Origin of the sequence: Runella defluvii (genome assembly GCF_014195535.1) — a bacterium.
GTDB lineage: Bacteria > Bacteroidota > Bacteroidia > Cytophagales > Spirosomataceae > Runella > Runella defluvii.
The window spans coordinates 934,150-959,126 of the sequence record NZ_JACIBY010000001.1; the positions used below are offsets into that span (position 1 = coordinate 934,150).

Genomic DNA, 24,977 nt, shown 5'->3' on the forward strand with positions numbered 1-24,977 from the left:
TCGTATGAAGCGCATTTGGATTTTCTTTGGTTTAATGAGTTTTTCTTGGGCGGTATCGGCGCAACAGTCGCCCAGCCCAGGATTGTTGTATAGGTATATTTCAATCACTCAAGGAGGCAGCAATCCCGATGCAAATCGTGTAGAATTACGTTCTGACATAGATACCAGTTGGACCCGTTGGAAAGAGCGCGGGTATAGCTTTGGTTTCAACCCTGTGCTGACCCCCATGTACACGACTGTGAACGGGATTCTTTCAACCCCCTACATGATTCAAGTGCGTGGAAATACCGAAGAGCGAAACAAAAAACGCTGGGGATACCATGTCTTTGAGGGCTATGCCAAAGACGATAAGTCGCGGATAACGATGCTGGTCAATAAGCACATCGAGGAAGAACGTCCTGTGGCAGAGTTGTATTACTACGGAACGGCCTATAATCATTCCGAACAAGCATACAATTGGTTTAAAATTGGCTCGGATGTTCGACAACATTCATTCCTTTTTGGCCGCGACAAAGCCATTTTTTACGGTTCTCTTCGCCTGACCAACGCATTTACACTAGGCAATATCGGCAAGGAAGATTTACTGAACGAGAAGCCACAAGGCGACGACGAAAATGTATATCAATCGGACGCTAAATACGTAAATTTCAAAGAGTTGAAAGGAAGTGGCGATGGTACAATGTTTTATGACAAAGACAACAAAATCGTAGTCATAAAGATTGATGGTAAATGGATGAAACTCAACGTGGAACCATTGCCTGCGGGGGTTGAATACAAGTTTTAAGTAGTTGATTATAAATACGTTGTTTACTAAGTTTCTTTATAATTTACCCGCAGATTTACGCTGATTCTAAAACCGCAGATAACCGCAGATTTTGGGTGATTAATTCGGCTAATGAGCTTATCTGCTGTTGCGCCTCTACCGAGGCTTCTTTGAATTATTCTAAAATTTTTGATTGAATACTTATATGAAATTGCTTGTTTCTTTCTGTTTGTGTTTCCCGCTCGTGTTTACAGGATGGGCGCAGCGCTTGCAACGCTACCAACACGAAACTTTTCCCCAAATCGACTCCGTCATCAACGTCCCCTACGGCGAAGCGCGAAACGTTAAAGGTGAAAACGAAAAACTCTTGCTCGACGTTTACAGCCCCCATGGCGACACGCTCCGCAAGCGTCCGTTGGTGGTGTTTGTGCACGGAGGAGGGTTTACGGGAGGAGATAAAAAGGTAGGGTATCCGCTGTTGTTCAGCTATGGATTAGCCAAAAGAGGCTACGTCTGTGGTTCTATCAACTATCGGCTGGGTGTGGAAGAACCCAAAAACGATAAAAGCTATTTTGAAGCCATGTACCGCGCGGTGCAAGACACCAAAGCCGCCATTCGTTTTTTTAGAAAAAATGCCGAGCAGTACGGAATCGACACGTCCCAAATTTACCTCATGGGAGGCTCGGCGGGAGCCATGACTGCCCTGCACGCGGCGTATTTGGACGCGAAAGAAGTGCCTGCCTACGTCAATACCGAGCGCTGGGGAATGCTGGAAGGCAATAGTGGCAACGCAGGGTATTCGTCGAAAGTAAAAGCCATCATCAATTGCTGGGGAGCGATGGTCGATTATCGTTGGATTCAGAAAGGCGATATTCCCAATTTCAACGTTCATGGCGTGGCGGATAAACTCGTGCCGAGCGATTCCTCTTTGTCGTACAACGGCTTTAAGTACGGAAGTCAGGTCGTTTTTGAACATTCCTTGGCTTTGGGCATCGCCACGGGAATACGTCTGTACGAAAACACAGGCCATACCCTCGACAACGATAAGTCCAAACAAACCCAAGCCCTCGAAGAGGCGGGGTATTGGTTAGCGGCGCAGCTCAAAGGCAAGTTGAACGTCACGCGTTTTGAGAAAGAAATCCTCGCGTTTGAGGAGGCCGATAAAACCGAAACCTACACCAACAACGCGATTTTGGTGACGGGAAGCTCGTTTGTGCGTTTGTGGAAAAACATCAACCAAGACCTTGCCCCGCACGAAATCATTCACCGTGGCTTTGGTGGCTCCACGGTGGCCGAGATGGCGTATTACATTCCTCAGATTTTGGGGAAACATCAACCCAAAGCCATTGTGATTTATACAGGTAGCAACGACATTGCCGATTCGCCGCTTGATAAAACGCCTTTGCAAATCCTCGAAACCTACAAAGTGGTTGTGAAAAACATACGGGCAAAGTTACCCAACGCGGCTATTTATTGGATTGCAATTTCTCCCAACGAACGCCGCTGGGGAGTGCAAGATAAAATATTGGAAGCCAATGCGTTGTTGAAAAACTACTGCGAATCAACGCCCAAGCTACACTACATAGAAACCATGCCGCAGTTGTTGGGGAAAGATGGCAAATACCAGCCCGAACTGTACATTGGCGACAAGCTGCATTTCAACGAAAAAGGCTACGAAATTTGGACAAAAGTAATCGGGGGCGTACTAAATCGTGATTTTGGTAAGAAATAAGCGTTTTGTCATTAAATTCGCAAAATGACTAAACCCGCTTCTTCACCCACGCTTTCTCGTCAGTTGGGGCTGCTGAGCCTCACCGCGACGGGGATTTGCTCCATGATTGGGGCTTCCATTTACATTGTGCCCATTATGATTCAGCGCAACGTGCCTGGCATTGGCCCGTACGTATTGCCTGCGTTTTTGTTGGCGGCCGTTCCTGCGTTGTTGGCGGCCTTTGCCTACGCCAGTTTATCGTCGGCCATGCCCCAAGCGGGCGGGAGTTACGTTTTTGCCAGCCGAGGCTTGCATCCGTACTTGGGCTTTGTGGCGAGTTTTTCGCAGTGGTTTGGCCTCACGATTGTCATCGGGGTCATTTGTTACGTCATTGTGCCGTTTTTTAGGGACATTGCCAATGCCCTCGACTGGATCAACGCCGCTCAATGGCTCGAAACGGGTTGGGTACGACTCACGTTGGCGCTGGTGTTGCTGTGGACGTTTGTGGGAATAAACATGCGCGGATTGGCGTTTTACGAACGTACGCTCATTCCGCTCATGGTGCTGATGTTTGTGCTGGGAGCCATCGTCATTGTGGCGGGTTTTTACTTCAACCATGCCGATTTTGTGGCGGCTTTGGCTGCAAAAGAAAACCGTGCGTTTTCTATTTCGAGCGTGGCTACGTTTGACTGGAGCACGTTTTTGTCGGCAGGTGCGGTGTTATTTGCCAGTTTTATTGGGTTTGATTCTATTGCGCAGGCAGGGGGAGAGGCCAAAAACCCTGAGAAAATGCTGCCCCGTGCCATCGCCTTGGCGGTACTCATCGTAGGCTGTTTTTACTTCGTATTTACGGCGGCCGTTTACCACGCTATTCCGTGGCAGTACATCGCCGAAGAAGCCAGTAAAAAAGACATTTCTGCCCCTGGGCTGTTTAGTATTTTATTGTCTCCGCAGTGGGGTGTTGTCATTCTGATAGGAGCTACCATTGCTTTGGTCAACGACCTGCCTGCCATGTTGCTATCGGTTTCTCGACTGCTTTTTGCGTGGGCCGAAGATGGTATTTTTCCCAAAACCCTCGCCGACATCGACCCCAATACGCATACGCCCAAACGCGCCTTACTACTGAGCGGAGGCATGGCTACGATTGGGATACTAGGAAGCCATTTTGCGAGCGATTTTTTCTTAGGAATTGACATTATGGTGACCAGCATGTTGGTCAATTTTTTATTGATGTGCATTACGTTATTGACCCTTCCCAAACGGAACCCCGCTATTGCACAACGCATCAAAGTACTGGCGTTGCCTGTGCTTCGTCGTACGCTGGCGTGGGCAGGGATTGGGTGTTTGGTGGCGTTTTTGGGAATACACGTCTGGAAAGACCTTCAGGCGTCGGTAGGAGCGTGGTATTTTCACTCTACCTACGTGTGGCTTTTGGTGATGGGAGTGGCCTCGCTGATATATGTTCGCAGAAGGCCGCTGATTGACAACGATTAACGATACAAACGAATGCAGAATTTAGTAACCCCCGATTTTCAAACGTCCAACGTCATAACGGGACTTTGGCAAATTGCTGACATGGAACGCGATGGACGTTCGTTGGATTTGGACGAGGCCGCACGGGCGTTGGTGCCGTACGTAGAAGCAGGTTTTACCACCTTCGACATGGCCGACCACTACGGTTCGGCGGAAATCATTGCGGGGATTTTACACAAAAAATACCTTCACAAAGACTCGGTGCAACTGCTCACCAAATGGGTGCCGACGCCAGGGAAATTAACCAAAGAGCAGGTGCGCAAAGCGGTACAGACTTCGCTCCAACGAATGCAGCTCGACACCCTCGATTTGCTGCAATACCACGCTTGGAACTACGCCGACCCCGCCTGGCTCGACCAGTTGTTTTGGCTGCAAGAGTTGCAAGAAGAAGGGCTTATCAAACACCTCGGTTTGACCAATTTTGACACCGCGCACCTGAAAATGGCACTGGATAGTGGCATCAAGGTGGTATCCAACCAAGTGTGTTTTTCGCTGCTCGACCAACGGGCGCAACGGTTTATGCTGGACGTGTGCCAACAATACGGCGTACAACTACTGGCGTTTGGGACGGTAGCGGGTGGTTTTTTGAGCGAAAAATGGCTGGGAAAACCCGAACCAACCCAAGACAAGTTGGCGACGTGGTCGCAGATGAAATACAAACGGTTTATTGACCAAGCAGGGAGCTGGGAACAGTTTCAACAACTGCTTTCGACTTTATCGACCATCGCGCAGCGGCATTCGCTGGACATGGCCAACGTGGCGAGTCGCTACATCATGGAGCAGCGCGGCGTGGGTGGGGTGATTATCGGGGCACGGCCCAGCCAAAGCGAACACATACAATCGAACCGCCGTTTGTTTGAATTCCAACTTTCGCAGGAAGAAAAAACTCAAATTGACGCTGTTTTGGGATTACTAAACCCTATTCAGGGCGATTGTGGGGACGAATACCGCAAGCCGCCCTTCCTCACGGCCTCGGGCGATTTGAGCCACCACATTGCGAGTTTTCCCGCGCCTTATGCCACCAAAACGGGCCACGACGGGCGCACTCACGCCCTGAGCGGGACGATTTGGGAAGACATTGCGGGCTTTAGCCGTGCCGTAAAACGGGGCAACAACATTGTGATTTCGGGCACGACGGCTACCCACGGCCACCGCGCGATTGGCGGCAACGACCCCGCTTCGCAGGCTCATTTTATCATCGACAAGCTGGAAGGGGCGTTGCAGTCGTTGGGGGCGACGTTGGAAGACGTGGTTCGGACGCGCATTTTTATCCGAAACATCGACGATTGGGAGCTCATTGCCCGCGCCCACGGGGTTCGGTTTGCCAACATCCAACCCGCCAATACGATGGTGCGGGCCGATTTGATTGGCGACGAATACTTGGTCGAAATGGAAGCCGAGGCGATGATTGAACCATAAAATGGAAGGAAAACGGAAGTATGACGAACGATTTTAACACCGCTTGGCGCAAAACGGCCTCGACCATTTACCAAAAACCCAACGATTCTAAAATTTTTGGGTCGGTAGAAGTGGACATCACCGAGCTGGAACACTACATTCAACAACAGCGCAAAGCGGGGGTAAAAATCACCCTTACGCATTTTTTTCTGCTGGCAACCGCTCGTGCCCTCCGCGACGAAGTTCCTGAGTTTAATACCTACGTCAAACGCGGCACCATCGTACCTTTTCCGAGCATCGACGCCACGGTGAGTGTCTTGATGGCCAATGGTGAAATGGGTTCGGTAAAAATGCAACACATTGACAAACATACCCTTGCGACGCTGGCCGAGGCGTTGCGGCAAGCGATTCAAACGGCGCAAAAGGGCGACGATAAATCTAAAAAACAGAAAGAAACCTTGGCGCGTATTCCGTGGCCCTTCCGCGACTACGTCTATCGCCTGATTCGGTACGTGACCGTGCGTTTGGGGTGGACGATTCCTGGTTTGGGGCTTTCGGCCAACAATTTTGGCGCGTTTTTTCTTTCCAACATCGGCAGCATTGGGTTGGACATGGGCTACCCCGCCTTGTTTCCTTCGGCCAACGTTTCGTTTGTGTTGATTTTAGGGGGCGTTTCCCAAAAACCGTGGGTGGTAAACGGAGAAGTTGTTCCCCGCACGATTCTTTCGCTGGGCGCCGCCCTCGACCACCGAGTGGTGGACGCCTCGCACGGGGGAAAGTTGTTTAAATACCTCAAAAAAATGATTGCGAATCCGAGTTTGCTCGAACGCTAATGGGTACCCAAGCAACGCCCATTTGTCACCTTGACGAAGGAGAGGTCTAACACCCACCGCACAACACCTACCCCTCCCAAATAATTTTTAAAAAACTTTTAGGAATTAGGCAGTTAGTTTTGAATTCAACTAATCTTTGGGATATATTTACAAAGCGACATACGCATTTGAGCTTGCTCCCTCATTGGCTTCTCATGCTTTTTGGTTGGAATCGATTTGCCCGTGAAATGGATGAGTTTTTTTGGGGAATAATAGGTGCGTACAATACAAAAAGTACGACATCTAAAGTTAAATCGAGTATTGGAATAGTACAAATAAATACAAAAAGTACTACAAAACTTTCGCATATTTGAGAGTTGGTGGCAAGGCTAACAGACACATACCAAAAATTTAACAACGACAAATGATTTGTACAATTTATTCTCACTATCTCGGATTTGACAGAATTGTTGAAATACTGAAACAGAAATATCCGAAATCAAATTTGACACTTGGAAATCAAGACGAATTCCATACTGCTGAATTAGAAATAAAAGGCGGACTATTTAGTTCTGCAAGTAAGCTCAAAGTTGGTTATAGACAAAGACAAAAACCTTCTTATCAACTTTTACAAGAAGATGTTTGTCCATTATCACAAAACTTAAAAGGGCTGTATGGATTCATATCATCATTGCCAACTTCAAACGAAAACATCAAGCAACTTTTTTTACAGAAAATCACGACAATAAATTGTGAGTTTTCTATTATTCAAGAACAAGGACAAACAAAAGATTTAAAAGAATTGATTTACACAATTTCACAAATTTTTGACGCTTTTCTATTTGTTCAACCAAATACTATTATAAGTAGGTCAAGTGGACAACACTTACTGGACAAAAATTTAAAACTCATAATTGACGGTCAAGGCAATTGCGAAATAGCAGAATTAGACATAAAAGTTGAGTCTAAATATTTTGAACAAGAGCAAATACCTGTTTTAGACGACCAAAAAAGTAGAAGACAGAAATCTGAGATAATTTGCAGCAAATACAATGTTCCAATTTATAAGAATCCAAATTCTCTCTTCGTTGAGTCTGAAACTACTGTAAAAATTAGGACGAAAGACGAAGTTGTAGATAGAGCAATTGCATTATGTTATATGGAGTTGAAAAGTGAAAGCCCTGAAAAGGAATTATTAGACAGTTTTTCAGCAAAGTATAACGTAAGTACAAAACTTACAACATTAGAAATGCAATTTGCTAATAATGGAAATCCATCAGAACAAGAGATAGCAAATGCAAATTGGAGAGCAGAGAGTTATCACACTTTATTGTGGTCTTTGTCTTTTATTGATAATTTGAATTTTCCCACGGACATCTGTAATATTGGCGAAGATGTTGGAGTTCTATTTTCAAAAACTGAACAAGAGTTTAGAAACACTGCAAAGTTGAGAACAAAAGAAGAAATTTTAGATCAGGCAGACTTAATTCTGCGTTTAAATTGGGCTTGTGTAAATGCAAGAGTTAAAAATGAAGAAGCACCAAGCGGACTTAACCCAAGTGTAGTTTATGAAAGACATTATGCTTTGAATTGGCTAATAAATCACCTAAATCAAGAGTGGGACAATGTTACGACAAATACATAATGATGAAAAAAGCCCAGCCACCAACATCGTATTGGCAATAGTGGGGCTGACAGTTGTAAACTCAACATTTGTAATTCTATTGGGCATTTGTACAAATGTTGGGCTTACGTTTTTCAAATGCCCCACCATCGCCAATACGTAGCCGTTAGCGGTTATTTTAGCACGACACCAAATGAACTTTGAGATGAACAATAAGAATGTGGGAAACTGGTTGACGCAACTGAATGGAAAAACAATTGACAAAGTTTTTCAGGTTGACTTCAATAACAATAGACACGATGACATTTATTTGCCGTGGCTTTTCTTCGTGACATTTACTGACTTTGATAAATTCTTAGAAATTGAGGGAGATTTTGATGGAGACCACATAAGAATTAGCCTAAACGACAATTCAGAACTTGACACCAAACTAAAAGAAAACAATTTACCTGATGAGCCAGACCTCTGGCGTGTTTACGAAACAGAAAAAGATGAAACACTCAGTAGACTTTTAGGGCAAAATATTGACTTTGTTGACTATGGAATTGATAAAGATGAATTTGAAATTAACGGAACACAAATCATTGGACAAAAAGACGTTTTTAACTTTATTCGGTTCAATTGTGAGAAAATCAATTTGACAATTTTTGAAGGTTCAGCGACAGGTTTGGGAGTTTCAGACGACAAAAACGTGAAACTAAATTTTGAAGATACATTCGACAAGTATGACACGAGATAAAAAACAACCGCTAACATCGGTTTGGCAATATGGCGGCTGAAGTGCATCTATGAAACATTTGTGCAAGGTTCAACAGCAGTAATTCTTTTGAACTCTTGTGCTGAAAATCCGCCACATCGCCAAGCCGAAAAACGTTAGCGGTCAGGCTACAACGGCACCTCACGAAACAAAGAGATGACAGAAACAGAAAAAATTTTTACCGAAATCGACAAAATAATAGAAACGGTTGACCTGTTTAAAGCCGACCCATTATTTAGTGACGAAAAAAACAGACGACAAAGTAAAATTGTTTCAATCATACCAAACGACAACGAAATATTAAAGACACTTTCTTATTTAATTACGTTTAGCCAAAACTCTAATTCTGAAATTGTTGAACAAGTTCTAAAATCAGGAAAATTTGACAAAGCATTTAATGACTTTAAAATTGAAGAAGTCGTTAAGCTAAACCCTTGCGACATTGCAGACAATCATTGGACTTCAATAAAAGGAATTAGACAACAAGCAAAACTCTTTCACATTGTAAGTTTAGCTCGAAAAATTAAAAATATCGGTTCATTTGCAGACATTTTAAATCAGACGAACATTCCGAAATCAATAAAAACACAGAATGACATTTATGATTTTTGGAATGGCTTTGACCAGCTTTTGAATACTCTTAAAAACAATAAAATTCCATTCTTTCAATCAACTACATCTTTACTTCACTTTCTTTTAGACATCGGCTATGACTGTGTGAAACCTGATTTAGTTGTTATGAAAGTAGCGAAGAAACTTAATATAGTTGACAACGAAACAGGCGACAAAAATTTCAGAAAAACAGTTAAATTTATACAAGAGTATTCCGTTGATAGACAAATAAGACCTTCCATTATTGACTTTTATTTTCTAATTGACGAAGGGCAAATGGGAGCGAAAAAATTTGTAAAACAAGAATTTTATAAACGAGTAATTTGAAATTAACGAACGACATAGAACAAGCCCGAACCGCTAACAAGGTATTGCCAAAAGCGGGGCTGAACGGCTTCGATTGGACATTTATGCAAGGTTCAACATTCGTTCTTCGATTGAACTTTAGTGCTAAAAATCCCCGCCTTCGGCAATACCCAAAACGTTGTGTGATATATTAAAGACAGACCGAAAATGAGAATTATTTCAGAAAATAATAACGAAAGAATTCAAAACTCTTTTGACAGAATTTGTGAAAATTGCAATAATGGACTAAGTGAAACTCTCAAAAATTCACAACTTATAATTTCGGACAATTTATCCGCAGAAAGTATATACTCAAATAAAGATGAAAATTTAAAAACTATTTTTAAAAAGGCTTATAGCGAAGGATTTGGCGGAATATTGGCAAATGTAGAATACGAGAATGTTAAATCCCATTTAGTTGTATTGAATATTACCAAAATAGACGAATTTGAATTAACAGATAGTGAACTTGACGGAGTTTTTTCTCACGAATTAGGACATATATTTAATGAAAATCCTAAAAGAGAAGAGCCTTCAATTTTAAAAGGTAACACACAAATAGAAATAGACAACGCAAAAAAAATAGAACGAAAAGAAGCAGAAACATATGCGGACTATTTTTCTAAGCGAACAAATTGTAGTCAAGGACTTATTGGTAGTATCAACAAATATATACTTTCTGACAACTGTAAAAATAAAGAATTATTCCAAGAAAGACTTGAACAATTAAAAAAAGAAGAAGTTTTACACGGAACAATAAAACCAATAAGATAAATACGGCACACAACAGGCGTTTGGCTCAATGGCGGGTGACGTGGTTAATTGAACATTCTACCTCGCATCAACTTTTGTGGTGTATTGACAGTTTAGTGCTCCGAAATCCGCCACTGCGCCAAGCGCCAAAACGTTAGTAGCAACCGTAAACGAAAACATCGAAACATAATACTAGAATATGACCAGTAGCAAATTGACAATTTTAAAGGAAGTGTTAACTCAAAAAAAATCTGAGATAGCTTCAAGTATGACAGAAGATGAATTTTTCAATCTTTTTGCAAGTGAACAAATTCTTAAGGACTTTGAGCTATCATATGACGAATTAAATGACGGGATAGTTGAAGGAGGAAGTGATGGTGGTATAGATGCTATCTATTCGTTTATAAATGGAGAATTATTAGAAGAAGACACTGATTATACTGGGCTGAAAAAGGAAATTGTAATAGATCTTATCATCATTCAATCAAAAAATACAAATGGTTTTGCAGAAGAACCTATGAATAAGTTCATTTCATCTGCTCAAGATTTATTGAACTTATCAAATGACTTAAACTCATTAAAAGCAACATACAAAAAGGAATTAAGAAAGAAAATTGAGTTATTCAGAAACGCATACTTAAGACTTGCATCAAAATTTCCAAAATTAAATATCTCATACTATTACGCTGCACTTGCATCAGACTTACATCCTAACGTTGAAAGAAAGGTGCCACAACTTCAAAATGTAATAAATACCCAAATTAGTGACAGTAACATTACATTTTCATTTATTGGAATTGAAGAGTTATTAAGTCTTGCAAGAAAAAAACCTGTCAGAGTTAAAGCATTAAATATTGAAGGAACTCCAATTAATACTCGTGATGGTGGTTATATAGCTCTAGTTAGTCTGACAAATTATTATGATTTCATTGCCGAGAATAATAAATTAATTAAGGCCTTTTTTGATGCAAATGTTAGGGACTATCAAGGCAAAATCGAAGTAAACCAAGCTATTTCGGACAGTTTGAAAAATCCCAACAATGAAGATTTTTGGTGGTTAAATAATGGTGTAACAATAACGGCCACAAATGCAACACTAGCAAGCCAATCTTTGACAATTGAAGACCCACAAATTGTAAATGGACTTCAATCATCACACGAGTTATTCTATCACTTTTCGACAGGTGGAAATAGAGATGACTCTCGTAAAATAATGGTTCGGGTAATAAAGCCAATTGATGAAAAATCTAGACTTAAAATAATTAAAGCCACAAACAGCCAAACTAGTGTACCAATTGCTTCATTGAGAGCAACGGATGAAATTCACTTAAACATTGAAGATTATTTCTTATCACAAGGTTTATACTATGATAGAAGAAAGAATTACTATAAAAATTTGGGCAAGCCTGCGGAACAGATTATTAGCATACCATATTTGTCACAAATTATTACTTCAATCGCCTTAAGAGAGCCAAATAATTCAAGGGCAAGGCCTTCAACACTTATCAAAAATGACGAAGAATATAAACGCATTTTCAGTAAAGAATATGATGTAGATATTTATGCAAAGGGAGTGCTATTACAAAAACAAGTAGAGAAGGCATTAAAAAAATACTCACCTGAGCTAACTACAAGTGAAATTGGTGACCTTAAATTTTACGTATCTATGTTTATAGTAGCAGACACTCTGAAAAAGTTGGCATACTTTCCCAACGACATTAAAAGCATAGACCTTGCTTTAATTTCACCTGAGAAAATTAACCAAGCTATTGTTATCGTAAAAGAGATTTACGACTCGCTTGGCGGAACAAATAAAGTAGCAAAGAGCCAAGACTTTGTTACATCAATCTTTGGGAAACTCGGTGAAATAATTGCTGAACATAAAGAACTATTGAAACAACAGAGCTTAGCGTCTAAAGCTAACAATGGGACAAATTAATAAAACGGCAGCTGCTAATAACTAAGCCCCCGTGGTGGCCGAAGACCAAGCCATGAAACTCCCGAAAGCGTTCGAGGTTGAACGAAACTCGGGCGGGCGGTCAGTCTGGCGGTGAGTGCTCACCAAACCCGATGGCGCGAACGTCCAGTTCGTGTCTTTGATTATCAGGCTTCCAGCCTTGCATTCATCTATTCCAAGGCTAGAAGCCTCGGAATAGTGAGCACGAGCGATACGCCCGCGCTATCGTAGGTTTTTGACACAATGGCGGGTAATGTGGTCAATTGAACATTTTTCCCGATGGCGCGAACGTCCCGTTCGTGTCTTTGATTATCAGGCTTCCAGCCTTGCATTTTCCTTTCCAAGGCTAGAAGCCATCGGAATAGTGAGCACGAGCGAAACGCTCGCGCTATCGTGGTTTTTGACACAATGGCGGGTGAAGTGGTTCATTGAACATTCTACCTCGCATCAATCCCGAAATCTTTCGGGAGGGTGTATTGATAGTTTTATAGGCAGAAATCTGCTACTGCGGCAAGTGCTTAAACGTTGGTGGTCATATTAAAATAATACCCAAATAATGAACAATCAGTTGGACAACATAAAAGCCAAACTTGAACAGCTAAGGAAACTGGACACTAATTTGGAGATTTTTGGATCTGAAAAACACAGGTACACTCTTAATCCGACTGTTCCACTGGACACAATAATACAGTTTGAAACAAAACATAAAATCACTTTACCAAATGAATATGTCGCATTTTTGACAACTCTTGGAAATGGCGGAGTAGGACCTTTTTACGGGCTTGAACCTTTTGAAAATGCTATTTTTGGCGACTTGGACTATAAACGTAAAGACAGTTTGTTAAATCCAAGCAAACCTTTTTTACATAAGGATGCTTGGAATATGGAATTTGAGCCGACAGTTAGTGAGGAAGAAAATCAAGAAGAATACGATAGACAATACGAAGAATTTACAGATTTATATTTTGACAGCGAGCAGACTAATGGCGTTATCGCAATTTGTAATTATGGTTGTGGTATAAGTCTAAATTTAGTCGTCAATGGACAAGAATATGGAAATATTTGGACAGACGACAGAGGGAATGACGGTGGAATATATCCGACAATTCAACTTGGAGAAAAAGCCAAAATCAACTTTTTAGACTGGTACGAATTGTGGCTAGACAGGTCAATTTCAGAGATGAAAATGAAACTTGACACCTCTAAAAATACTAGTAATAGGACAGAAAAACCTTGGTGGAAAATCTGGTAAAACGCAAGAAAATACGGCTGCCAATAACGCCCCGATGGCGCGAATGTCTCGTTCGTGCCTTTGATTATCAGGCTTCTAGCCTTTTATTTTTCCTTTCCAAGGCTAGAAGCCTCGGAATAGTGAGCACGAGCGATACGCCCGCGCTATCGTTGTTTTGACACAATGGCGGATAATGTGGTCAATTGAACATTTTTCCCGATGGCGCGAACGTCCCGTTCGTGTCTTTTATTATCAGGCTTCCAGCCTTGCATTTTCCTTTCTAAGGCTAGAAGCCTCGGAATAGTGAGCACGAGCGATACGCCTGCGCTATCGTAGGTTTTTGACACAATGGCGGGTGATGTGGTCAATTTAACATTTTTCCCGATGGCGCGAACGTCAAACTATTTTCAGTTCAGCATCATCAACATTACCCAATTTGATTACCTACGATTTCTCAACTCAACCAACCCTGAAGAAATCATTTTGGCCGTTTTGAGTGATTTTGGCAAAGAAAAACCCGAAAACGCCCTCAACCAAATCATTCAAAAATTAGCCGAAACCAAAACCGACCAAACGTCGTTTCAAAAATACCTACGACAGTTGCGAGTTTTGTCTAAATTGCGTAAATTAGATGGCAGCGGCCAACCGTTTAAAATTTGACGATATGATACAGAACATGGCTAAGTACATTGATGAAGATAATGATTATCTGGTCATCAAAGCAAAGTCAAAAATTGTAGAGAACTTAATTAGAATTGGGAAACTTTCTCTAAAAGAGATTGCTGATACTGCAAGTGTTACAATTGATTTTGTAATTGGTATCCAACAAAAACTATCTGCCGATAAGTAATAACCCCCGATGGCGCGAACGTCTCGTTCGTGTCTTTTATTATCAGGCTTCCAGCCTTGCATTCTTCCTTTCTAAGGCTAGAAACCTCGGAATAGTGAGCACGAGCGATACGCCCGCGCTATCGTGCATACTACCAAAGTATTTTCAAACCCTCTGATTCGTAAAGTTGAATAGATGGGTCACAACTCAAGAGGGTGTAGTTTTCAGAAATAGCCAGCCAAATCAACATTTTATCAAAAGGGTCTTTGTGGTAATTGCCTGTTAAGTGCTAGTCCCAAAAACTCCTCCTCGGTCATTTTGAAATCATCCGCAAATGTTACTGTCATTTTACCTTCCAAGAGCCCCAAAGGTCTTTTTTTCGGTTTTTCGCTGCTTTTGGGGACTAAATACGCCACAATTTCTTTTTTCTTACCAAAAGCGATAGCGATTTTTTCACCACTTTGTACGTCTTTCAAAATTTCTGAAAAATTAGCTTTCAAATCTCCGACGGTCATTGTTCTCATCTTTGTACTTTTTTACTCAAATCTACTATTTTCTTGCCAAGTTGTCAAGAAGGATTTCGTTCGTGTCTTTTATTATCAGGCTTCTAGTCTTGCATTTTCCTTTCTAAGGCTAGAAACCTCGGAATAGTGAGCACGAGCGATACGCCCGCGCTATCGTGTCTTTACTGTATGGAAAAGAGAAATAGCAAACAAGAAGGCAACCTAGCTGCCCTCGACCACCGCGTCGTGGACACCGCGCACGGGAAGGGCGTTTAAGTGATTCAAAATCAATGTATTGGTTTTAGTAGCTTCCTTCCAGTTTACACTTGAAGCGTACGTTGCCGTCGGTGGCAGTTGCTTTTATCTCCAAAAAACCACCCCCATTGTCTTCAAGAGTAATGATAGGCGCAGTGGCTATGGCACCAGCTTTGGCGCTAGCTACCACGGGCAAAAGTGAAAATGTAATGGCTCCTTCGTGTCGATTAGCGGTGATGATGTGTTTGGAAAACGTTGCGCCGTCGGGATAGGTTTGGTCTTCGCCAAAACAAGTCAACTCCGCCGAAATTCGGGAATAATTCGACATCTTTAACTTAAAAAGGCTAGTAGGTACGTTCAAAATTTCTGCTTGCGCATAGGTCGTTTTTAAGCCAATACCCGACACGTCTTGGTCGGTAGCGGTGCGGGCCAAAGGATGGAGTGGGGCATACAATACCCCCATTTTACCGTAGGTGAGTCCGCAGTATGCAATGTCAAAACTGTTTAAAACCTTGTCTTGCGTGTAGAAACGAAGCGTTAAGATTTCGCCCTGAGCTAGTTCTACATTGGCCGAACTCACCACAAAACTTTCGTCGGCTATACTCGCATCTCGTAGATGCACAGGGGTATAAAGTACTTCTTTGTTGTTTTTGACCAACACAGGCACCAGCACTGACTTTGTCGTGTTTCGGCCAATCACTGTGACGGAATAGGTGCCCGAAAAAGGCGCGGCGATGGATTCAAAGTCGATGTGCCGCACTTCTGATGCTTCACAGTGCAGGTACCGCCCAAACATGCCAGTTCCTTGCCTGAGGGTCATTGTAAGACCAGCGTTAGAGATGGCATTGGTGCCAAATTGTAAATCTCCGTTTTTGAACAAATTGACCGCCGAAGTCGCCAAACGAGAGCCATTTCGTGCGCCCGAATACACATCGGATGTTTGTTTAGAGCCTGTTGGTAGTGTGAAAGAACTCGCATTGGCACTGTTGGGAGTAATTACCCCTTGCGCATTGATGACAATCCCTTTGGTGTTGATAGGCATTCCTTTTTCCGAATCCCAATACCCTCCGAAGAAGAACAGTGAGCCATCGACCAGCGGTTCATCGACGTACAAAAGGCTATTTTTTTGGTAGGAAATATCACAATTGTAAAAATAAAAACCTTGCAACAACTGATTGCCAAAAACTCGAATGGCGTAATCACCTTTCCAAATAGAACATCGGTAAAAGGCGTTGGCATTAAATTCGCGCAAGTCGGCTGCTGTTCCTGTATGAATCCAAATTTCGTTAAAATCGCAACTCGTCCACGTATTCCAGTAAAATTCGTCGAAAGTAGCGGCATTCGTAAAGCCAAATTTGACTGATTTCAAAAACTTACAATTTTGGAAATCGGAATACCACATGCCGTCAAAATCGACAAGGCCATCAATGGTCAGTCCTGTTATGGTCAAATACTTTGATTGAGCAATGCGTAAAACAGGCGTAGTCGGAGTGTTTTCGGTAAGTATGGTGGCCCCTGTAGCATCAATGTGGAGTTTGGAATTGCCCGAACTTCCACTCGAAATGGTGAATGTACCGTTGATTTTATATGTTTTTGCAGGAATCCTAAGCGTTCCCGAAGGATTGGCCACTATCCAAGCTTCAAAGGCGGCGCGGTCATCGGTTATGCCATCGCCTTTGGCACCGTATTTTTCGGGCGATTCGGGGGTATTCGCTTCTACCCAATCCACCAATTTATGCAAGCTATTCCTAAGGGTAGAGGCGTTGATGGAGGGGGGAACGCTTAGTAGTGAATCGATGGATTTGCGAACTTGGGCGGGAGTGGCTTGCCCTTGCGCTCCAAACCCTCTACTTAGTACAAGCCACGTAAGCACACGTTTGAGTATTTTCAGTCGCCATCTCATCCAGCTAAGACCAACGCATCCGAAAACCAACCCCATGAATGCCTTCAATTTTAATGCTTGGGTCATCGCATAGGTATTTACGCAAACGCGACATAAATACATCAAGGCTTCGTCCCATAAAGTAATCATCATCGCCCCAAATGGCTTTAAGAAGGTCTTCTCTTTTGATGACCTCATTGGGGCGGCTAGAGAGGTACCTCAGTACTTCGGCCTCACGGTAGGTGAGGGTATGGCTTTTGTCGGCGAGTTGGAGGGAAAGTTTCTCAAAGTCAAAAACGTATTTTCCCACATACATTTGGGCTTTCTCCACTTTTTCGGTTTTGAGTTCCGTTCGTTGGCTTCGGCGCAAAAAAATCTCAATTTTGAGCATCAACTCTTCCATACTAAACGGCTTAGTGAGGTAATCATCGCCACCAATGCGTAAACCGTGTAATTTATCCTCCTGCAAGGCCCTTGCGGTCAAAAACAGGATGGGTACATGTTTGTCTTGTTCTCTGATTTTTTTTGCCAACGTAAACCCGTCCATCAAAGGAAGCATCACATCCAACACGCACATATCGAACGGTTGCTGCTCCGAAAAAGTCGTCAGCGCTTCTTGTCCATCCACGCAATGAACGATTTCATAATGATTTAATTCGAGGTTATCTTTTGTGACAAAACCAAGATTTGGGTCGTCTTCCACGTATAAAATGCGGGGCATATTTCTATAATTTGTCGTTATATGCGTTTTGGTTTTGAGAAACCAAAACCACATCAAAGTACATTTTGGTTGTAAGCAACCAAAATCACAAGTGTGTTTGGTTGCTTACAACCAAACCAGAGGTTTCTCAAAACCTCGTGTTGGTAAGCCAACCAACCGTTTTACCCTTTCTTCAAAGGGATTTTTATTTTAAACTCACTTCCTTTTCCAAGCTCGCTTTTCAAATCAAGTTTCCAATGGTGCGCTTTCACAATCTGTTGGACATAACTCAGCCCAATGCCAAAACCTTTCACGTTGTGAATATTTCCCGTTGAAACCCGATAAAATTTGTCAAATACCTTTCGATGATGTTCGGGAGCAATTCCGATGCCATTGTCGCGTACAATAATTATCAAACTGCCATTTTGAGAAACGGTTTCCAAATGAATATCAGGATTTTGCGGCGTATATTTAAACGCATTGTCAATCAAATTACTGATGGCATTTGACAAATGCAGACGGTCGGCGTGAATATAGGGCTCCGTGGCATTGAGGTGGAGCGTCAGGTTAATTTCGTATTTGTTGGCCAATGATGAAATAATTTGGTGAACATCAAGCCATTCAATTGTTAACGGAAGAGAATTTTTTTCAGCCTTGGCCATATTCAGCACCGTTTCTACTTGGTTTTGCAGGCGTAAGGCTTCTTCTTTTACAATAGACGTGTATTTTTTCAAACGCTCAGGTTGGTCTTTGATAGCGGGCGTATTCAACACGTCGGCGGCAATACGAATGGTAGCGATGGGCGTTTGCAGTTCGTGTGTCATGTTATTAATAAAATCGCGTTGCACTTCCGTCAGTTGACGTTGGCGCAAAATCACAAACAGTGCATACCCAAAAAAGCTTACCGCCAATAATACCAACAACGAAGAGCCAATCCAGCCCCTCAAATCGCTAATTACCGAAATGTTTTGGGAAGGGAAACGTACGCCAAAATAGTAAGGGTATTTGTTTGATTTCAGCCAATTGGCCGTTTGGGTTGGCTTTTTGTTGTCGTTACGCGTGCTCAATGCCACCCCATAAAACATTTTGTTGCTGGCACAATCATAAATACCTACTTCAAAGTCGCTTACGATGGCGTTTTGTTGAAAGCGGTTTTTAAGATAATGTTCTACCAAAGCGGGGTCCACCATGGCGTTGGTATTGACCAAAAAATAATTGGACGACAATTGCTCCACAGGATTGTTGTGCAACATGACGCCGTTGAGTTTCGAGAGGTCATTCGCCACTTCCTGCAAAGCTACGTGGGCGCGTTGGTTAAACTGACGTTCGCGCATATCTAATGCCTTACGCACCCAATAGATCTGAGTGATGATCACTCCGATGATGGATAGAGTGGACAAAATGATTAGAAGGCGAATCGTGTTTCTTGACATGGTGCTTTCGCACGTTTTTAGGTTAAAAATGTACTAACTTCAATATTAGTAGAAAATCTCATACGAAAGTAACGCTTTCGTCAGATTCTTTTGAAGTTATTAACAAAGCATTAACAAACGTTCAGTTTTTGTTAACAGCGAGTACCGAATTGACCAAGTACTTTTGAATCGTCAAACGACAACACATTTATTCACTCAAAACAAAACGTACTACCATGAAAAAAGTAACTTTTCTCTCAGTTCTAACGATGTTCTTTGCAACTACCCTTGTTTTTGCCAATGTATGGTTGGCGGCTTTTGGTTGGGTAGAGACCAATCACAACTTTGGAAAAATCAAACAAGGGAAGCCTGTAACTGCCGAATTTAAGTTTACCAACAAAGGAGAAGCACCTTTAATTATCGGAAAAGCGTATGGTTCGTGTGGTTGCACAGGGGTAGAATATCCCAAAGAACCCGTTATGCCAGGCGCTTCTGGAACCATCAAAGCGACATTCAATGCTGCTGCTGCGGGCTCGTTCAATAAAACAGTTACGGTAGAATCTAACGCCGAAGGCGGTGCTGTAACGCTCAATATCCAAGGTGAAGTTATCCAATAATTCTATCCGACATCATTTTTAAGTGCTAAAGCACAAGTTAATCGTTATCTGTTTTAAATCAGCAAGTTGCGATAAAACAAGTATCCTGAAACTTTTGCTCAATTACTGAAAACAGCCAGAAAACAGTTGGGTGAGCCATTAGTGGCTCGCCCAATTTTTTATTCAACGTAATCCAGGTTCTTGTGAAAGGTTTCTTCCATGAAGTATAAAGAAATATACCCAATCAAGAAGCAAAGCGCCGCTACCAACGCTCCCGCTGTTATAACTCCTAAACTAGGTTTAAGCGTTTGAAACAAGGGTAACGTCAGTAAAGTAGTAGCTCGCACAAAATTAGCAACGGTTGAAGTGGCCGTCGCTCTAAGGTTTGTACCAAAACTTTCGGCCGTTGCGGTCAGAAACATGGCAATGTAACCAATAGAAAAGCCAAGTACGCCACAAAGTGCATAGAAAGAACTGGCCGTTTGGATACCGCCATACAGATACACCGTGATGCCAACGAGGGTCATGGTCGTCATTACGCCAATCGCTTTCTTGCGCGATTGAAGCCATTGACTTAGTATGCCACTGAACATATCGCCAATGACCGTTCCAATAAACACGTACATGACGCATTTTCCTGCTACAATGTCGGGCTGAACTCCCAACGCCGCCCCAAATTCATTTCCGTAAGTAGCCATGATGCCAATCACAAAATAGGTAGGTACACCCACACCAATGCAGCGCATATACTTCCAAAAACGTGGGCCATCGGTGAAAAATGACAACAGGCTTCCTCGCTTTGAGGGTAAGACTTTGGCTTTTTCAAACATGCCCGATTCCAATAATCCTACCCGCATAAGCAGCAGTACCAGTCCCAAGCCACCACCCACAAAATAGGTAGTTCGCCAGTCGAATAGATTATTGGTCAAGAAGGCGACAACGGCTCCCAATAGCCCCACGCTCGCCACAATCGACGAACCATAACCACGTAGCCGTTGGGGTAAAATTTCGGCGACTAAGGTAAGTCCTGCCCCAAGCTCCCCCGCCAACCCAACGCCTGCTACAAAACGTAACAGGGCATAGACATCGGGCGATTGCACAAAGCCGCACAGAATATTGGCGAAGGAATACATGATAATCGAGCCAAACAAAACGGATAAACGCCCCCGTTTGTCGGCCAAAATTCCCCACAAAATTCCACCAACAAGGAGTCCTGCTTGCTGCCAATTGTAGATTTTTCCGCCCAAGAGCGACACCTCTTCGGGTGAAAGCCCCATGTCTTTGAGACTAGGTACGCGTACAATGTTGAAGACCAATAAGTCATATACATCCACAAAATAGCCCAAAGCGGCCACAATCACGGGTAAGCTTACAAGAGGGCGAAGCGAAACAGCTTCCGAAGTAGGAGTTTTCATAAAAGTTAGGTTCAAAAGGGTCGTCTGGAACGCAATTACGCAAAAAGGCGTTTTTTACGAAAGTTATTTAAACCATTTTCTTCAAAACTAATAACGAGAACGCCATGCTTGAAACGATCTTGATTGGGTTGCTTTTTATCGGTGCGGTAGGATACGTCGGAAATCGAATCCGTAAAGAACTCAGTCCCAAAAAGTCGGGATGTGCCAAGGGGTGCGGCTGCGAGAAGTAGGCAGAAAGTTGGGGATAACCGTGCAAAGCTGCGAGTTTTTTCGCAAGTTTGTGCCACAAACGAAGGAACCAATACCCCAAAAATGACATCAATCGCCGTAATAGGTGGAGGCAGTTGGGCCACCGCTATTATTAAAATTCTTTCTGAAAACAACGTCTCAATTCGTTGGTGGCTTCGCGACCGTGCGGCCGTTGAACACATCCGAAAGCACCACTACAACCCTGATTATCTGCGCGATGTACGCCTTAGTCCGCGTAAAGTGAAGACATTTACCAAAATAACCGACGCCCTCAATGGCGCAGACTACGTTATTTTGGCGATTCCTGCCGCTTTTGTCCAAGAACCCCTAGCGGCACTGACCCCCAAACACTTTGAAGGAAAAAGAGTCGTTTCGGCCATCAAGGGAATGATTCCTCAGCGTCATATTTTGGTAACTGATTGGGTAGAAGAGCATTTTCACGTTCCGATTGATCAAATGTGCGTTATTGCGGGGCCTTGTCATGCCGAAGAAGTGGCTTTAGAGAAGCAATCCTATTTGACCATTGCGTCAACCCACGAAGCCTGTGCTGCTGATTTTGCCCAGCTCATGAGTTGTTCCTTCGTGACGGCGAACCCTCTCGCGGACCTGTACGGCGTAGAATATGCCGCTGTGATGAAAAATATCGTGGCATTGGCCTGTGGAATAAGTCATGGTTTAGGCTACGGCGATAATTTTCAAGCCGTTATGGTTTCTAATGCCATGCAAGAAATCAAACGGTTTGTCGATGCCGTTGACCCGCGCGAACGTGATTTGAGTGCATCGGCTTACTTGGGAGATTTGCTCGTAACGGCGTATTCACAATTTAGCCGTAACCGTACTTTTGGCAACATGATTGGACGTGGTTACAGTGTGCAATCTGCGCAAATGGAGATGAAAATGATTGCTGAGGGCTATTATGCGGTCAATAGCATTTACGAAATGAATAAACAATACGGCGTAGAAATGCCGATAACAGAAGCTACGTACAAGATTTTATACGAACGAGAAGCGCCCGCTTCAGAAATAGCCAAGCTTAAACTCCGCCTCCGTTAGGTCAGACGATAGTCAGACCCGCAGGAGGCTATCAGGCAAGTTTTTGGTCTGACTATCGTCTGACCAAGGTGACTCCGTCAGACGACAGTCAGACGGAAAGTTAACTTTTAGGTTTGTTAGATAAGGTCTTGGTCTGACTATCGTCTGACCAAGGTGACTCCGTCAGACGACAGTCAGACGGAAGATTAAAAATTGAACCGTACGCCCAAACTTGCTTGAGGATGTACAAAAAAGATTCCTGGAACCAGTTCGACGTAAAGCCCTGTTTCTAAAAAGCAAGACAATGGGCTATTGGAAACAAAATATTCTGCTCCTGCCAAGCCTGAGCCCCCTAAAGAAATGGAATTCGTGAATTCTTTTGTACCTGGTGAATTTCTAGAGTCAAAATAATAGCGGCGAGAGTTGATTTGCCCACCAAATCCGTAATACGCTCTGAGTTGTTCTTTTTTGAATAAAGCCGTATGCCAAAGGTGATTTACGCGCAACGAAAAGCCCGCATTTTGGTAAAAACCTTTACGGTATTTGCGGTCGCGACCGTAGAAAAGTCCATACGTTCCAAACGAAACATCCAACGCCTTGTTGTCGCCATAGTACTTTCGGACGTTAAGTCCAGATGGTTCAACTAGTTGAAATCCAATGGCCCAATTGTTGTATTGTGCTTGCGAGGCAAACGCAATGCATTGAACAAAGATGAGCGTAATAATGGCTTTTTTCATGGGTTTGAAGTTTTGTTGATATGCTCTATTTTCTGGATAATACTATCCATCATTTCGACTTGAATTTTCTGAATCTCAAGCAAATCTTGTTGCTGGTGCATAATCAGATGGTCAACTTTTTCGTGCAACAACCTGATTTCTAACTCAGACTTGAGATTGATCAAAAAGTCTTTTTTAGCCCGCTCTCGGTCTTTTTCTTCCTGTCGATTTTGGCTCATCATAATCACAGGAGCTTGTAAGGCGGCCAAACACGACAGCAGCAAGTTTAACAAAATAAATGGATACGGGTCAAATGGTTTGGAGGCTAACACCCATATATTTACACTTATCCATACAGTGATAAAAAAAGCAAATGAAAGAATAAATGTCCAACTTCCGCCAAACGTAGCTACTTTATCGGCAATGCGCTGCCCCAATGTCAAATCCGAAAAGTCAGTCTCTTCTACCGTTTTTGTCAGACTTTGAAGCTTGTGTAACGACTTGGTAAAGTCCTTTTGTAGCTTCGACAACTTCTGCCCATCCTTCATCAAACAACTCGAAATGTACTTTTGCCGCAATTCGTTTAGCTCGGCAATGGACAGCGAACTGTTTTTGCTAAAGTCGGGATGTTCAGAACGGATGAATTCGTACAGCGAACCTGTAATGTATCCTCCCACGACTTTGTCGGAAATTGGGAACGATTGTTTTGATACATCACTGACAAATTCTTCCATGGATTATTGTTCGCTTAGTTTTTTTAACGCTTCCAATAGTACATTATTTTCCTCGCTTGTCCCAACCGTTATGCGTAAGCAATCTTCGCAAAGGGTTACTTTAGAGCGGTCGCGGACGATAATTTTTTGTTTAATTAAATCATCAAAGAGCTGTTTAGCTTTCTCAAATTTTACCAATAAAAAGTTAGCATCCGACGGATAAATGTGCTTCACTGTAGGTATGACAACCAACTCCTGCGCTAACCTCTCTCTTTCAACCAAAATATCTTTTACTAGCTGATTCTTGGTTTCTACAAAATCGAGGGCTTCCAATAAAATCGCCTGAGTAGCCCCACTGAGGTTGTAAGGAGGTTTGATTTTGTTCAAAACTTTGATGATTTCTTCCGACGCAAAGCACATTCCTAAACGCAGCGAAGCCAAACCCCACGCTTTAGAAAACGTTTGAAGTACGATAAGATTGGGGTAATTGTCCAATTCGTTGGTAAAAGAGGCTGTCAAACTTCCCGAAAGTTCTGAACTTTCGGGAGGTTCTGAACTTTCGGGAAGTTCAGCAAAATCAATATATGCTTCATCCACCACGACTAACCCTGAAAAATTGGTTAGAATGGTCAAAATAGCTTCTCGTTTTACTAAATTCCCGCTAGGGTTGTTGGGGGAACAAATCCAAATAATTTTGGTCTTTGGCGTAACGGCTGCCAACACTTTTTCGGTATCAATTTGAAAATCAGGCGTCAGAGGTACCTTAACAATGGGAACATCATTGATATCAGCGCTCACCTGATACATGCCATACGTAGGCGGCATGATAAGGATATTGTCTTCACGCGGGGTGCAAGTAGCCCGAACGAGCAAATCTATCGGTTCGTCAGAGCCATTCCCTAAGAAAATTTGACTAGGACGGACCCCTTTGATAGGGGCCAATTTTTCTTTGATAGCCCATTGGTACGGGTCAGGGTAGCGATTCCATTGCTGCCCGTTCACCGATTGATACGGGTTTTCGTTGGCATCCAAAAACACACCCTCTTTGCCCGTATATTCATCGCGCGCCGAGGAATAGGGGACCAAATTCAAAATGTGTGGACGAAGAATCGAAGCTAAATCAAATGTCATTGTATTTAAAAAGTGGTTGTCCACTTAGTTGAAATTCGTAAATATGAT

General features: G+C 42.8%; 26 protein-coding genes. 17 read left to right on the forward strand and 9 right to left on the reverse strand.

The window, feature by feature from the left end; genetic code table 11:
* The first annotated feature begins 4 nt into the window (after positions 1 to 4).
* The 10 genes from FHS57_RS03815 to FHS57_RS03860 all read left to right on the forward strand — a co-directional run bounded on the left by FHS57_RS03815 (position 5) and on the right by FHS57_RS03860 (position 12,247).
* Positions 5 to 784, forward strand: a complete 780-nt coding sequence (locus tag FHS57_RS03815) for a hypothetical protein (RefSeq protein WP_183971558.1) — start codon at positions 5 to 7, stop codon at positions 782 to 784.
* A 184-nt stretch (positions 785 to 968) separates the two neighbouring features.
* The gene (locus FHS57_RS03820; protein ID WP_183971559.1) at positions 969 to 2,495 is read left to right on the forward strand and encodes a DUF459 domain-containing protein; all 1,527 of its coding nucleotides are present in this window, start codon (positions 969 to 971) and stop codon (positions 2,493 to 2,495) included.
* 24 nt (positions 2,496 to 2,519) lie between these two features.
* Positions 2,520 to 3,968 carry an APC family permease gene (locus FHS57_RS03825; protein WP_183971560.1) on the forward strand — a complete coding sequence of 483 codons (1,449 nt, stop codon included), beginning with the start codon at positions 2,520 to 2,522 and terminating at the stop codon, positions 3,966 to 3,968.
* Positions 3,969 to 3,980: 12 nt separating this feature from the next.
* Positions 3,981 to 5,426 (forward strand): aldo/keto reductase, encoded by a 1,446-nt coding sequence (locus FHS57_RS03830; RefSeq protein WP_183971561.1) that lies wholly within the window; start codon positions 3,981 to 3,983, stop codon positions 5,424 to 5,426.
* A 20-nt stretch (positions 5,427 to 5,446) separates the two neighbouring features.
* A complete protein-coding gene (locus FHS57_RS03835; RefSeq protein ID WP_183971562.1) occupies positions 5,447 to 6,238 on the forward strand; it encodes a 2-oxo acid dehydrogenase subunit E2 in 792 nt (263 codons plus the stop codon).
* Between the two features lie 403 nt (positions 6,239 to 6,641).
* Positions 6,642 to 7,862, forward strand: coding sequence for a DUF4272 domain-containing protein (locus tag FHS57_RS03840; protein WP_183971563.1), 1,221 nt, complete (start codon positions 6,642 to 6,644; stop codon positions 7,860 to 7,862).
* Positions 7,863 to 8,034: 172 nt separating this feature from the next.
* Positions 8,035 to 8,580 carry a hypothetical protein gene (locus FHS57_RS03845; protein WP_221225535.1) on the forward strand — a complete coding sequence of 182 codons (546 nt, stop codon included), beginning with the start codon at positions 8,035 to 8,037 and terminating at the stop codon, positions 8,578 to 8,580.
* Between the two features lie 174 nt (positions 8,581 to 8,754).
* Complete coding sequence (locus FHS57_RS03850) at positions 8,755 to 9,537, forward strand: hypothetical protein (RefSeq protein WP_183971565.1); 783 nt, start codon at positions 8,755 to 8,757, stop codon at positions 9,535 to 9,537.
* 186 nt (positions 9,538 to 9,723) lie between these two features.
* Positions 9,724 to 10,329, forward strand: a complete 606-nt coding sequence (locus FHS57_RS03855) for a hypothetical protein (protein WP_183971566.1) — start codon at positions 9,724 to 9,726, stop codon at positions 10,327 to 10,329.
* Between the two features lie 178 nt (positions 10,330 to 10,507).
* Positions 10,508 to 12,247 (forward strand): AIPR family protein, encoded by a 1,740-nt coding sequence (locus FHS57_RS03860; RefSeq protein WP_183971567.1) that lies wholly within the window; start codon positions 10,508 to 10,510, stop codon positions 12,245 to 12,247.
* 188 nt (positions 12,248 to 12,435) lie between these two features.
* On the opposite strand, the gene FHS57_RS03865 is transcribed toward FHS57_RS03860, so the two are convergent.
* Entirely contained in the window at positions 12,436 to 12,609 is a 174-nt protein-coding gene (locus tag FHS57_RS03865; protein WP_183971568.1) for a hypothetical protein, read from the reverse strand.
* A gap of 212 nt (positions 12,610 to 12,821) precedes the next feature.
* Here FHS57_RS03865 and FHS57_RS03870 point away from each other — a divergent pair, with 212 nt between their 5' ends.
* On the forward strand, positions 12,822 to 13,517 hold the full coding sequence (locus FHS57_RS03870) for an SMI1/KNR4 family protein (protein WP_183971569.1): 696 nt from the start codon (positions 12,822 to 12,824) through the stop codon (positions 13,515 to 13,517).
* Positions 13,518 to 13,660: 143 nt separating this feature from the next.
* On the opposite strand, the gene FHS57_RS03875 is transcribed toward FHS57_RS03870, so the two are convergent.
* Positions 13,661 to 13,864, reverse strand: a complete 204-nt coding sequence (locus tag FHS57_RS03875; protein ID WP_221225536.1) for a hypothetical protein — start codon at positions 13,862 to 13,864, stop codon at positions 13,661 to 13,663.
* A 16-nt stretch (positions 13,865 to 13,880) separates the two neighbouring features.
* Here FHS57_RS03875 and FHS57_RS03880 point away from each other — a divergent pair, with 16 nt between their 5' ends.
* Together FHS57_RS03880 and FHS57_RS03885 are read left to right on the forward strand one after the other, a co-directional pair.
* Positions 13,881 to 14,156 (forward strand): hypothetical protein, encoded by a 276-nt coding sequence (locus tag FHS57_RS03880; protein ID WP_183971571.1) that lies wholly within the window; start codon positions 13,881 to 13,883, stop codon positions 14,154 to 14,156.
* Positions 14,157 to 14,172: 16 nt separating this feature from the next.
* Positions 14,173 to 14,346: a hypothetical protein gene (locus FHS57_RS03885; protein WP_183971572.1), complete on the forward strand. Its 174-nt coding sequence runs from the start codon at positions 14,173 to 14,175 to the stop codon at positions 14,344 to 14,346.
* 233 nt (positions 14,347 to 14,579) lie between these two features.
* Here the strand turns inward: FHS57_RS03885 and FHS57_RS03890 are convergent, their stop codons facing one another.
* Positions 14,580 to 14,825 (reverse strand): type II toxin-antitoxin system Phd/YefM family antitoxin, encoded by a 246-nt coding sequence (locus FHS57_RS03890; protein ID WP_229601248.1) that lies wholly within the window; start codon positions 14,823 to 14,825, stop codon positions 14,580 to 14,582.
* Positions 14,826 to 14,975: 150 nt separating this feature from the next.
* Here FHS57_RS03890 and FHS57_RS31945 point away from each other — a divergent pair, with 150 nt between their 5' ends.
* Positions 14,976 to 15,104, forward strand: coding sequence for a hypothetical protein (locus FHS57_RS31945; protein ID WP_262889926.1), 129 nt, complete (start codon positions 14,976 to 14,978; stop codon positions 15,102 to 15,104).
* 1,886 nt (positions 15,105 to 16,990) lie between these two features.
* Here FHS57_RS31945 and FHS57_RS03900 read toward each other — a convergent pair.
* Positions 16,991 to 17,686, reverse strand: a complete 696-nt coding sequence (locus tag FHS57_RS03900; RefSeq protein WP_183971575.1) for a response regulator transcription factor — start codon at positions 17,684 to 17,686, stop codon at positions 16,991 to 16,993.
* 161 nt (positions 17,687 to 17,847) lie between these two features.
* Positions 17,848 to 19,098, reverse strand: a complete 1,251-nt coding sequence (locus FHS57_RS03905) for a sensor histidine kinase (protein WP_183971576.1) — start codon at positions 19,096 to 19,098, stop codon at positions 17,848 to 17,850.
* A 215-nt stretch (positions 19,099 to 19,313) separates the two neighbouring features.
* Between FHS57_RS03905 and FHS57_RS03910 the strand changes: the two genes are divergently transcribed.
* A complete protein-coding gene (locus FHS57_RS03910) occupies positions 19,314 to 19,694 on the forward strand; it encodes a DUF1573 domain-containing protein (RefSeq protein WP_028526377.1) in 381 nt (126 codons plus the stop codon).
* 158 nt (positions 19,695 to 19,852) lie between these two features.
* Here FHS57_RS03910 and FHS57_RS03915 read toward each other — a convergent pair whose 3' ends face one another.
* The gene (locus FHS57_RS03915) at positions 19,853 to 21,088 is read right to left on the reverse strand and encodes an MFS transporter (RefSeq protein WP_183971577.1); all 1,236 of its coding nucleotides are present in this window, start codon (positions 21,086 to 21,088) and stop codon (positions 19,853 to 19,855) included.
* A gap of 104 nt (positions 21,089 to 21,192) precedes the next feature.
* Here FHS57_RS03915 and FHS57_RS03920 point away from each other — a divergent pair, with 104 nt between their 5' ends.
* Complete coding sequence (locus FHS57_RS03920) at positions 21,193 to 21,318, forward strand: FeoB-associated Cys-rich membrane protein (protein WP_122929408.1); 126 nt, start codon at positions 21,193 to 21,195, stop codon at positions 21,316 to 21,318.
* An 82-nt stretch (positions 21,319 to 21,400) separates the two neighbouring features.
* Entirely contained in the window at positions 21,401 to 22,390 is a 990-nt protein-coding gene (locus FHS57_RS03925) for an NAD(P)H-dependent glycerol-3-phosphate dehydrogenase (protein WP_183971578.1), read from the forward strand.
* Between the two features lie 185 nt (positions 22,391 to 22,575).
* Here FHS57_RS03925 and FHS57_RS03930 read toward each other — a convergent pair whose 3' ends face one another.
* Genes FHS57_RS03930 through hisC form a run of 3 tightly spaced genes read right to left on the reverse strand, consistent with a single transcriptional unit; the run spans position 22,576 to position 24,929 of the window.
* Positions 22,576 to 23,106, reverse strand: coding sequence for a hypothetical protein (locus FHS57_RS03930; protein ID WP_183971579.1), 531 nt, complete (start codon positions 23,104 to 23,106; stop codon positions 22,576 to 22,578).
* Positions 23,103 to 23,819 carry a DUF1003 domain-containing protein gene (locus tag FHS57_RS03935; protein WP_183971580.1) on the reverse strand — a complete coding sequence of 239 codons (717 nt, stop codon included), beginning with the start codon at positions 23,817 to 23,819 and terminating at the stop codon, positions 23,103 to 23,105. The genes FHS57_RS03930 and FHS57_RS03935 overlap by 4 nt, the downstream gene beginning before the upstream one ends.
* Positions 23,820 to 23,822: 3 nt before the next feature.
* Positions 23,823 to 24,929, reverse strand: coding sequence for a histidinol-phosphate transaminase (gene hisC, locus FHS57_RS03940; RefSeq protein WP_183971581.1), 1,107 nt, complete (start codon positions 24,927 to 24,929; stop codon positions 23,823 to 23,825).
* Positions 24,930 to 24,977: the final 48 nt, after the last annotated feature.

Coding starts and splice junctions, on each gene's coding strand:
- FHS57_RS03815 (WP_183971558.1), top strand. CDS start 5: ATGAAGCGCATTTGGATTTTCTTTGGTTTAATGAGTTTTTCTTGGGCG.
- FHS57_RS03820 (WP_183971559.1), top strand. CDS start 969: ATGAAATTGCTTGTTTCTTTCTGTTTGTGTTTCCCGCTCGTGTTTACA.
- FHS57_RS03825 (WP_183971560.1), top strand. CDS start 2,520: ATGACTAAACCCGCTTCTTCACCCACGCTTTCTCGTCAGTTGGGGCTG.
- FHS57_RS03830 (WP_183971561.1), top strand. CDS start 3,981: ATGCAGAATTTAGTAACCCCCGATTTTCAAACGTCCAACGTCATAACG.
- FHS57_RS03835 (WP_183971562.1), top strand. CDS start 5,447: ATGACGAACGATTTTAACACCGCTTGGCGCAAAACGGCCTCGACCATT.
- FHS57_RS03840 (WP_183971563.1), top strand. CDS start 6,642: ATGATTTGTACAATTTATTCTCACTATCTCGGATTTGACAGAATTGTT.
- FHS57_RS03845 (WP_221225535.1), top strand. CDS start 8,035: ATGAACTTTGAGATGAACAATAAGAATGTGGGAAACTGGTTGACGCAA.
- FHS57_RS03850 (WP_183971565.1), top strand. CDS start 8,755: ATGACAGAAACAGAAAAAATTTTTACCGAAATCGACAAAATAATAGAA.
- FHS57_RS03855 (WP_183971566.1), top strand. CDS start 9,724: ATGAGAATTATTTCAGAAAATAATAACGAAAGAATTCAAAACTCTTTT.
- FHS57_RS03860 (WP_183971567.1), top strand. CDS start 10,508: ATGACCAGTAGCAAATTGACAATTTTAAAGGAAGTGTTAACTCAAAAA.
- FHS57_RS03870 (WP_183971569.1), top strand. CDS start 12,822: ATGAACAATCAGTTGGACAACATAAAAGCCAAACTTGAACAGCTAAGG.
- FHS57_RS03880 (WP_183971571.1), top strand. CDS start 13,881: ATGGCGCGAACGTCAAACTATTTTCAGTTCAGCATCATCAACATTACC.
- FHS57_RS03885 (WP_183971572.1), top strand. CDS start 14,173: ATGGCTAAGTACATTGATGAAGATAATGATTATCTGGTCATCAAAGCA.
- FHS57_RS03900 (WP_183971575.1), bottom strand. CDS start 17,686: ATGCCCCGCATTTTATACGTGGAAGACGACCCAAATCTTGGTTTTGTC.
- FHS57_RS03905 (WP_183971576.1), bottom strand. CDS start 19,098: ATGTCAAGAAACACGATTCGCCTTCTAATCATTTTGTCCACTCTATCC.
- FHS57_RS03910 (WP_028526377.1), top strand. CDS start 19,314: ATGAAAAAAGTAACTTTTCTCTCAGTTCTAACGATGTTCTTTGCAACT.
- FHS57_RS03915 (WP_183971577.1), bottom strand. CDS start 21,088: ATGAAAACTCCTACTTCGGAAGCTGTTTCGCTTCGCCCTCTTGTAAGC.
- FHS57_RS03920 (WP_122929408.1), top strand. CDS start 21,193: ATGCTTGAAACGATCTTGATTGGGTTGCTTTTTATCGGTGCGGTAGGA.
- FHS57_RS03925 (WP_183971578.1), top strand. CDS start 21,401: ATGACATCAATCGCCGTAATAGGTGGAGGCAGTTGGGCCACCGCTATT.
- FHS57_RS03930 (WP_183971579.1), bottom strand. CDS start 23,106: ATGAAAAAAGCCATTATTACGCTCATCTTTGTTCAATGCATTGCGTTT.
- FHS57_RS03935 (WP_183971580.1), bottom strand. CDS start 23,819: ATGGAAGAATTTGTCAGTGATGTATCAAAACAATCGTTCCCAATTTCC.
- hisC (WP_183971581.1), bottom strand. CDS start 24,929: ATGACATTTGATTTAGCTTCGATTCTTCGTCCACACATTTTGAATTTG.